The 9,210-nt window shown below is 59.0% G+C and carries 8 protein-coding genes (1 of these 8 cut by a window edge); all 8 read right to left on the bottom strand.

The features are described 5' to 3' along the window. Positions 1 to 1,002 carry the 5' portion of a protein-methionine-sulfoxide reductase catalytic subunit MsrP gene (gene msrP / locus FFI16_RS01110; RefSeq protein WP_138813837.1) on the bottom strand. 12 nt of this gene lie to the left of the window's left edge, so only the first 1,002 of its 1,014 coding nucleotides appear in the window; the start codon lies at positions 1,000 to 1,002; its stop codon lies beyond the left edge, outside the window. A 63-nt stretch (positions 1,003 to 1,065) separates the two neighbouring features. Further along, on the bottom strand, positions 1,066 to 1,923 hold the full coding sequence (gene pssA / locus FFI16_RS01105) for a CDP-diacylglycerol--serine O-phosphatidyltransferase (protein ID WP_138813836.1): 858 nt from the start codon (positions 1,921 to 1,923) through the stop codon (positions 1,066 to 1,068). 144 nt (positions 1,924 to 2,067) lie between these two features. Then, the gene (gene ilvC, locus FFI16_RS01100; RefSeq protein WP_007948647.1) at positions 2,068 to 3,084 is read right to left on the bottom strand and encodes a ketol-acid reductoisomerase; all 1,017 of its coding nucleotides are present in this window, start codon (positions 3,082 to 3,084) and stop codon (positions 2,068 to 2,070) included. Between the two features lie 47 nt (positions 3,085 to 3,131). Continuing rightward, positions 3,132 to 3,623 carry an acetolactate synthase small subunit gene (gene ilvN / locus FFI16_RS01095; protein WP_003176102.1) on the bottom strand — a complete coding sequence of 164 codons (492 nt, stop codon included), beginning with the start codon at positions 3,621 to 3,623 and terminating at the stop codon, positions 3,132 to 3,134. Between the two features lie 2 nt (positions 3,624 to 3,625). Beyond that, positions 3,626 to 5,350 (bottom strand): acetolactate synthase 3 large subunit, encoded by a 1,725-nt coding sequence (locus tag FFI16_RS01090; RefSeq protein ID WP_099547656.1) that lies wholly within the window; start codon positions 5,348 to 5,350, stop codon positions 3,626 to 3,628. A 431-nt stretch (positions 5,351 to 5,781) separates the two neighbouring features. After that, entirely contained in the window at positions 5,782 to 6,111 is a 330-nt protein-coding gene (locus FFI16_RS01085; RefSeq protein ID WP_138813835.1) for a YqcC family protein, read from the bottom strand. Next, positions 6,111 to 6,848, bottom strand: a complete 738-nt coding sequence (locus FFI16_RS01080; protein WP_138813834.1) for a M48 family metallopeptidase — start codon at positions 6,846 to 6,848, stop codon at positions 6,111 to 6,113. The genes FFI16_RS01085 and FFI16_RS01080 overlap by 1 nt, the downstream gene beginning before the upstream one ends. A 16-nt stretch (positions 6,849 to 6,864) precedes the next feature. Then, positions 6,865 to 9,189 (bottom strand): penicillin-binding protein 1B, encoded by a 2,325-nt coding sequence (gene mrcB, locus FFI16_RS01075; RefSeq protein ID WP_138813833.1) that lies wholly within the window; start codon positions 9,187 to 9,189, stop codon positions 6,865 to 6,867. Positions 9,190 to 9,210 lie beyond the last annotated feature (21 nt).

Raw genomic sequence — 9,210 nt, 5'->3', positions numbered from 1 at the left:
CCGCAGATCGAGGCCCGTATAGAGAGAAGCGACCTCATCCGAATAGCCGTTGAACATCTGCGTCTCGCGCACATTCGGGCTGAACAGGCCGCTCGGCAAACGACGTTCACGCGCCTGGGTCCAGCGAGGATGGTCGACGGTCGGGTTCACGTTCGCGTAAAACCCATACTCATTGGCCGCAATGCTTTGCCAAGTCGTCTTGGGCTGTTCGCTGACCAGGCTGATTCGCACAATCGACTTCACGCTCTTGAAGCCATACTTCCACGGCACTACAAGACGCAATGGCGCACCATTCTGGTTCGGCAATTCCCGCCCATACATACCCACCGCCAGGATCGCCAACGGGTTCATTGCTTCATCCAGACGCAGCCCTTCTACATAAGGCCAGTCGATCAAGCCGAAGCTGGAGCGCTGCCCCGGCATGCTTTTGGGGTCCTGCAGCGTTTCAAAGCGGATGTACTTGGCTTTAGCGGTCGGTTCAACCTGCTTGAGCAAGGCTGAAATAGGAAAGCCCATCCACGGAATCACCATCGACCACGCCTCGACACAGCGCAGACGGTAGATACGCTCTTCCAATTGATAAGGCTTCATGAAGTCTTCCAGGGCATAGCGCCCAGGTTTGCCGACTTCCCCATCAATCACCACACTCCAGGGTTCGGTCTTGAGTGAACCGGCATTCTTCGCCGGGTCGCCCTTGTCCGTACCGAATTCATAGAAGTTGTTGTAGTGGGTAGCGTCCTTGAATGGGGTAATGGCTTCGTCCTTTACCGTAACCGCCTGCCATTGAGTATTGGGTAGCTTGTCGGCAAACCAGCCTGGGGCATTGCCCGGCTCGACATCGGCATAACGCGCGGCATCTTCGGCGCTCGCCCAACGTGGCAAGGCAGTGGCAGCAACACCGGCCAGCGCACCGCCGAGCAAGCTGCGGCGCGAAAGATAGAAGGATTCAGGCGTGACATCCGATTCGTGACAATCGGACGCTTTGGGGATCTTGATTAACATGGCAACTCCGCAGCATTGGAGAACTGATGCACCAATAGACTGCGGAGTATGGGGGAAATTACATTAAGGCAATGTTTTGTCGCGGCGCAGGTGCAGCAGGTATTGAACCGGCCCCGACGCGGCATACACCAGGAAGGCCAGCAGCAGAATACGCGGCGGGTCGCTGAAGACCACAGCAAACACCAGCACCACCACCAGGATAGCCACGAAAGGCACGCGCCCCTTGAGGTCAAACTCCTTGAAGCTGTTGTACTTGATGTTGCTGACCATCAGCATGCCGGCCGCCGCAACCATCAAGGCCACCAGGAACGACATCTTCGAACCCTGGATGCCGTAGTCGCTGAACGCCCAGACGATACCGGCCACCACACCTGCCGCCGCTGGGCTGGCCAGGCCGATGAAGTAACGCTTGTCGGCGGTGCCCACCTGGGTATTGAAGCGCGCCAGACGCAAAGCGGCGCCTGCGACATAGATGAAGGCAACCATCCAGCCGACCTTGCCCATATCACCCAGCGCCCAGGCGAACGCCAGCAATGCCGGCGCAACGCCAAAGGCCACCATGTCCGACAGCGAGTCGTACTCGGCACCGAAAGCGCTTTGGGTATTGGTCATGCGCGCCACCCGGCCATCCAGGCCGTCGAGCACCATGGCCACGAAGATTGCGATGGCGGCAAAGCCGAAATACTTGCTGGCACTCGCCGCATCACCCGCCGCCAATGCGCTTTGCGCACTCATGGAGTTGATGATGGAGTAGAACCCGGCAAACAGGTTGGCCGTGGTGAACAGATTGGGCAGAAGATAGATACCACGATGCCGGACCTTGCGACCTTCCGCATCATGCCCTTCTTCGACATGCTCATCGATCGGTAGCAGGCTTTCGGCGTCAGAGGCCTGGCTTGGCTCTTCGGGACGTTCGGTCATGGACTTTACCTTGCAACGGTGTGAAAAGAATTCGACAAATACTTGCAGCGCGTGTGCGCCCGCAAACGATGCAGCTTTATACCAGAACCCGCCCCCAAACGAAAAAACGCGGCCTAAGCCGCGTTTTCCCTTGATGCGTACGACTTAGTTTTTGGCTTTGTCGACGATCTTGTTGGCACCGATCCACGGCATCATGGAGCGCAGTTGCTCGCCGATGATTTCGATACCGTGAGCGGCGTTGTTACGACGCTTGGCGGTCATCGAAGGGTAGCCGGTAGCGCCTTCGCTGATGAACATTTTGGCGTATTCGCCGTCCTGAATACGTTTCAGGGCGTTGCGCATGGCCTGACGGGACTCGGCGTTGATCACTTCCGGGCCAGTCACGTACTCGCCGTATTCGGCGTTGTTGGAGATCGAGTAGTTCATGTTGGCGATACCGCCTTCGTACATGAGGTCAACGATCAGTTTCAGTTCGTGCAGGCATTCGAAGTAGGCCATTTCTGGCGCGTAGCCAGCTTCAACCAGGGTTTCGAAACCGGCTTTGACCAGCTCAACGGTACCGCCGCACAGTACGGCTTGTTCGCCGAACAGGTCGGTTTCGGTTTCGTCCTTGAACGTGGTTTCGATGATGCCGGTACGACCGCCACCAACGCCAGCTGCGTAGGACAGCGCCACATTCTTGGCGTTGCCGGATGCGTCCTGGTAGATCGCGATCAGGTCAGGAATGCCGCCGCCTTTGACGAACTCGGAGCGCACGGTGTGGCCCGGTGCTTTCGGCGCGATCATGATCACGTCGAGGTCAGCGCGTGGCACAACCTGGTTGTAGTGAATAGCAAAGCCGTGGGAGAAGGCCAGGGTGGCGCCCTTCTTGATGTTCGGCTCGATTTCGTTCTTGTACAGCGCGGACTGGAACTCGTCCGGGGTCAGGATCATGACCAGGTCGGCAGCTGCAACGGCGGAAGCAACGTCAGTCACTTTCAGGCCGTGGGCTTCAGCCTTGGCAACAGTGGCCGAGCCTTTGCGCAGGCCAACAGTCACGTCAACGCCGGAGTCTTTCAGGTTGCACGCTTGGGCGTGGCCCTGGGAACCGTAGCCGATGATGGCGACTTTCTTGCCCTGGATGATCGACAGGTCACAATCTTTTTCGTAATAAACTTTCATGAGGTTCCTCTATATATCCAGGCCGTAAGGCCATTCACTAATTTGGGTTAGATGCTGAGTACTTTGTCGCCACGGGCAATCCCGGTGACACCACTGCGTACCGTTTCCAGAATCGAGGCCGTCCCGATCGACTGGATGAAGCTGTCCAGCTTGTCGCTTGTACCGGTCAGTTGCACGGTATAAACGCTGGCGCTCACATCGACGATCTGCCCGCGATAAATGTCGGTAGTGCGTTTGATCTCGGCACGTTGGGCACCCGTGGCCTTGACCTTGACCAGCATCAGCTCGCGCTCGATGTGGGCACTTTCCGACAGGTCGACCAGCTTGACCACTTCGATCAGCTTGTTGAGGTTCTTGGTGATCTGCTCGATCACCTCATCGTGGCCGACAGTGGTCAACGTCAGGCGCGACAGGGTCGGGTCTTCGGTCGGCGCCACGGTGAGGCTTTCAATGTTGTAGTTGCGTTGCGAAAACAGGCCGACAACACGAGACAGAGCGCCGGGTTCGTTCTCCAGAAGCAGGGAGATAATGTGCCGCATGATTAGGTACGCTCCGTCTTGTTCAGCCACATGTCGCGCATAGAGCCGTCTTTGATCTGCATCGGGTAGACGTGCTCGCTGGTATCCACTTGAATATCGAGGAACACCAGGCGGTCCTTCATGGCGAACGCCTCTTCCATCTTCGGCTTCAGATCTTTCAAATCGGTGATGCGCATGCCGACGTGGCCGTAGGCTTCAACCAATTTGATGAAATCCGGCAGCGATTCCATGTAGGAATGGGAGTGACGGCTGTTGTAGCTCATGTCCTGCCACTGACGCACCATGCCCAGCACGCCGTTGTTCAAGCACACGATCTTCACCGGAAGACCGTATTGCAGGCACGTCGACAGTTCCTGGATGTTCATCTGGATGCTGCCCTCACCCGTCACGCAGGCGACGTCGGTGTCCGGGAAGCTCAGTTTCACACCCATGGCCGCAGGGAAACCAAAGCCCATCGTGCCCAGGCCACCGGAGTTGATCCAGCGGTTAGGCTTGTCGAACTTGTAGTACTGCGCAGCGAACATCTGGTGCTGGCCCACGTCGGAGGTCACAAAGGCGTCGCCCTTGGTCACTTCGCACAGGGTTTCGATCACGGTTTGTGGCTTGATGATGCTGCCGTCGCCCTTGTCGTAAGGGAACAGGCCGCGGTCACCGCGCCATTCGTCGATCTGCTTCCACCAGCTGGCAACCGATTCCTTGTTCGGCGTTTCGCCGATGTCCTTGAGCGCCGCAACCATTTCGGTCAACACGCTTTCTACCGGACCTACAATCGGCACGTCGGCCTTGATGGTCTTGGAGATGGACGCCGGGTCGATGTCGATGTGGATGATCTTGGCATTCGGGCAAAATTTGCTCGGGCCGTTGATCACACGGTCATCAAACCGCGCGCCCACCGCCAGGATGACGTCGGCGTGGTGCATGGCCAGGTTGGCGGTGTAGCTGCCGTGCATGCCAAGCATGCCGACGAACTGACGGTCCGTGCCCGGGAATGCGCCGAGGCCCATCAAGGTGTTGGTTACCGGCAGGTTGAGCAGCTTGGCCAGCTCGGTCAAAGGTGCAGAACCGCCGCCCAGAATCACGCCGCCGCCGGAGTACAGCACTGGACGCTTGGCCGCCAGGAGCATTTCTGCCGCCTTGCGGATTTGCCCCGAGTGCCCACGAACGGCCGGGCTGTAGGAGCGCAGCTTGGCTTTCTTGGGGAAGACGTATTCGAATTTCTCGGCCGGGTTGGTCATGTCTTTCGGGATATCAACCACCACAGGGCCCGGGCGACCGGACTGCGCGAGGTAGAAGGCCTTTTTCATAACTTCCGGGATTTCCGACGCATGCTTGATCATGAAGCTGTGTTTCACGATCGGCCGGGAGATACCGATCATGTCGGTTTCCTGGAATGCGTCGGTACCGACCATGGTGCTAGGCACCTGGCCAGAAATGATCACCATCGGGATGGAGTCCATATAGGCAGTCGCGATGCCAGTAATGGCATTGGTTGCGCCTGGGCCGGAGGTTACCAGTACCACACCGGCTTTACCGGTGGCACGGGCGTAGCCGTCAGCCATATGGGTCGCGGCCTGTTCGTGGCGAACCAGGATGTGGGTAACAGCCGGTTCCTTGAACAGTGCGTCGTAAACATGCAGCAGAGCACCACCTGGGTACCCGTAGATATAGTCGACGCCTTCGTCACGCAAAAAGCGGACGAGCATCTCACCGCCAGATAAAAGCTCCACGTTGTTCACCTCTAAAACGCCAGAATACCGTCCGTTAAAAACCGACGGGTCTTAATAGGTTTACTTCTCAACAGAGCATGAGCGACGGTGGTCGCCGACTACGTCAGCACTGACTGAGCAAGTATTGGGATCGTCCCAAGTGTTGCGGGCTTTTCCCACCCAGCGCGAGGTAACGCGTTGCGGGTGTTACAGGTCGGCGCGGATATGCGCCTCATGATCTGCTGAGCGGGCCTGCTTCTGGCAGTCCCGATACAGCGGACTTTGGATTCTTCTGTTTCAGCCCCTTCAAGTCAAGCAATAATTGCGCTTTTTTCCAACTAAGCGCATGAGAACGAAGATTAAAGGGGTTTGAGGAGGGATAAAACTCGCCTGAATGTCGTCAAGCGGTAGAAATGTGCGCAAGACTGCCGAAAAACCCGGCAGTCAGGCAATTAACGAGCGTCGACGATCAATTGGTCGAACTTTTTCAGCGCATTGCGCAAACCAATGCTCTCAAGCGGGCGATCGGCGTAAACCATCTCCGCCATCTCCAGGATCCCCGATGCATTGGGCAATGGCAGGTCCTGCTCGAGGATCTGCTTCATGCGCGCCAGGAAGACCCATTGCAGCCACTGGTGAAAGTCCAGTGTGTCCACCGAAAACGGCTCGACGCTGCTAAGCGCTTCAGCGCTGGGGGACACTTCGTCCCACCAACCCTGCACGCGTAATTCACGCTCAATCAGCAACAGCTGTTCGGCAATTGCCGGAAACCGTGCATCCATCAGAGGCTGACCTTGGCTTTTTGCCGCGCCTGGGCAGCACCGGCGGCGTCACCTTGTGCGGCGCGCGCGTCACCAATCAAAGCCCACAGGTTGGCTTGCAGGTCCGGGCGGCCGTTGGCCAGGGTCAGGCCGCGACGGGCGAACTGCTCGGCTTGCGGCGCGTCGCCCTGGGCCATGCGCACCTGGGCCAGGCGATACAGCACTTGTGGCTCACGCGGCGCTACACGCTGGGCACGCTCAAGGCTCGAGGATGCACCGTTCAGGTCACCACCGGCCTGTTGCTGCTGGGCTGTGGTCAGCAAAGCCAGCACCGGCCCGTCCAGTTGCTCGTCAGCCGACAGGCCACCCGCGTTAGACGACGACGGAATTCCGCTCGGCGTGGATGGCGGCATGTTGTAGGTGCCCTGGTTGATCGGCGCCGTCTGGATCGGTGCGGCGTTAACCGGGCCCGAAGTGCTCGGCCCTGGTGTCCAAGGCTCGGCACTTATCGGCGCCGACGTCGCAGCACCGCCGCCCGGCACCATCACCACCACGCCCGAATCCTGCGGTATGGCCTGGGGCGTGGCTTGGGCAGGACGCTTGACCACGGTCTGACGGAAACCGCCAGTGGCCGAGATACGGTCGTTATTGGAAACGTTCGTGCTTGAGTCCACCACGGGGATGGAACCGCGCTGCACGCTGGAGCAACCGCCGAGCATGACCAGGGCGGTAATAGCTGGAATCCACAACTTGTTCACTTGAAACCCTCTTTGCTTAATGCATCCAGCCCTTGACCCAATCCATCACCGAATCCGCGTCAGCGGGGGCAGTGCCACCGCACGCAGCACCAGCTGGTGGCTCGCTGCCGCGAATATACGGCATCTGTACCGCGCCCGGACAGTTGGCATCGGAGCCCTGCCCCGTGTGCGGATCAATCCAGGCCTGCACGATATTGTCCGGTTGTGGCATGTTCAGCGGCAACGGGTCGGCCTTGCGCATGAAACTGGTCCACACCTGCAGCGCACCGGTCGCACCGGTGAACGGGGTTTTGCCGTTATCGTCGCGGCCCAGCCACACCACGGCCAGCACATCCTGGCCGAAGCCTGCGAACCAGCTGTCACGCGAGTCGTTACTGGTGCCGGTCTTGCCCGCCAGCGTCAGGTTCGACGGCAGCACGCTATAGACCGAACGCCCGGTGCCTTCACGCATCACGCGTTGCATGGCGTTCTGGATCAGGTAGATGGAGCCCGCGTCAAAGCGCTGCTGGATCTGGAACGGATAACGCTTGAGCGGTTCGCCGTCGGCGGTCAGTACGCTGCGAATGCCGCGCATCGGGGTATTGAAGCCACCGTTGGCGAGGGTCTGGTACATCGTCGCCACTTCCATCGGGGTCATGGCGCCAGCGCCCAGCAGCATCGATGGGAACGCCGGGAACTCACGGGTGATGCCCAGTCGCCCCAGGGTTTTCAGCACATTCGGCACACCCACTTCAAGCCCAAGGCGCGAGGTGGAGATGTTGTAGGAATGTGCCAGCCCCTGGTACAGGAACACGGTGCCGTGGGAGCGACGATCAAAGTTCTGCGGCGTCCACACCTGGCCATCCGCCCCTTTGACCGACAGCGGGTCATCCGACAGCCAGCTGGTGAGGGTGTATTTGCTTGGTTTTTCCAGGGCAGTGAGGTAAACCGCCGGTTTGACCAGCGAACCGATCGGCCGCACCGCATCCAGCGCCCGGTTGAAACCGGCAAAACTGGCCTGGCGGCTGCCGATCATGGCCTGCACTTCACCGGTTTCCGGGTTGGTCACGACCATCGCCGCTTCGACTTCATCCGAGCCTTTACGGCCGGTCAGGCGCTTGAAGGTATCGTTGACCGACGCTTCGGCCTTCATCTGCAGGATCGGGTCAAAACTGGTAAAGATCCGCAGGCCTTCTTCGGTCAAGTCTTCGTCGCGATAGTCTTCACGCAACTGGCGCTTGACCAGGTCGATAAAGCCCGGGAACGAACTGTCGGCCAGCTTGCCGCGCGTGGTCACACCCAGTGGCATTTTTTTCGCCGCCGCGACTTGTTCAGCGGTGGCTACGCCCTGCTGTTCGAGTACATCCAGTACCAGGTTACGGCGTTCAAGCGCACGTTCCGGGTTGCGGCGCGGGTTGTAATAGGACGGCCCCTTGACCATCCCCACCAACAACGCAACTTGATGCAATTTCAATTCAGACAAGGGCTGGCCAAAGAAGAACTGGCTGGCCAAGCCGAAACCGTGCACCGCGCGCTGCCCATCCTGGCCGACGAAGACCTCGTTAAGGTACGCCTCAAGAATCTCCTGCTTGCTGTAATGCAGCTCCAGCAGCATAGCCATCATGGCTTCGGTGAGTTTACGGGTGAGGCTGCGCTCGTTGGTCAGGTAGAAGTTCTTGACCAATTGTTGCGTGAGCGTACTGCCACCCTGGGTCATCTTGCCGCCGGAAGTGTTGACCCAGATGGCACGGGCAATCGACTTGGGCGACACACCCCAGTGGCTGTAGAAATCGCGGTCTTCAACTGCGATAAGCGTATCGAGCAAATACGGCGGCACCTGATCAAGCTTGATCAGGATGCGATCTTCGAGGTTCTTGGGGTAAATACCGCCAATCAACAGCGGTTCCAGGCGCACCACGGGCAACTTGGAGCCATTGAGCGATGACAGTTCGGCAACGTAATCGCCGGAGAAGCGCACGCGCACCGGCTGGGCTTTTTCCAGGCCCTCATAGAACTGGAAGCCACGGGTATTCAAATCGACGGTATTGCCGCTGACAGCTGCGGCGCCGGGGCCATTGCTCACGGGTTCGCGGCGATAGCCCAAGGCGTCGAGTTCGGTAAGGAAGTCGTCCTTGCTCAGCTTTTGGCCGGTAAACAATTCCAGCGGGCGTGCGTACACCTTGGCCGGGATGGTCCAGCGCTTGCCGGAGAATTTCTCCTGCACCACGGCGTCGAGGTACACCGCGAAGCCTGCGAGCACCACAAGGCCTACCAGGCTTAGCTTGATGGCCCAGCCCAGCCACGGGCGCAGGCCGCGTGAAGGAGGTTTTTTACGGGAACGGGGAGATCGGGTTCGAGTCATGGCGGCGGATTATACGCACTT

Origin of the sequence: Pseudomonas sp. KBS0710 (genome assembly GCF_005938045.2) — a bacterium.
Lineage (GTDB): Bacteria > Pseudomonadota > Gammaproteobacteria > Pseudomonadales > Pseudomonadaceae > Aquipseudomonas.
This window is presented reverse-complemented; position numbering and strand designations above follow the sequence as displayed.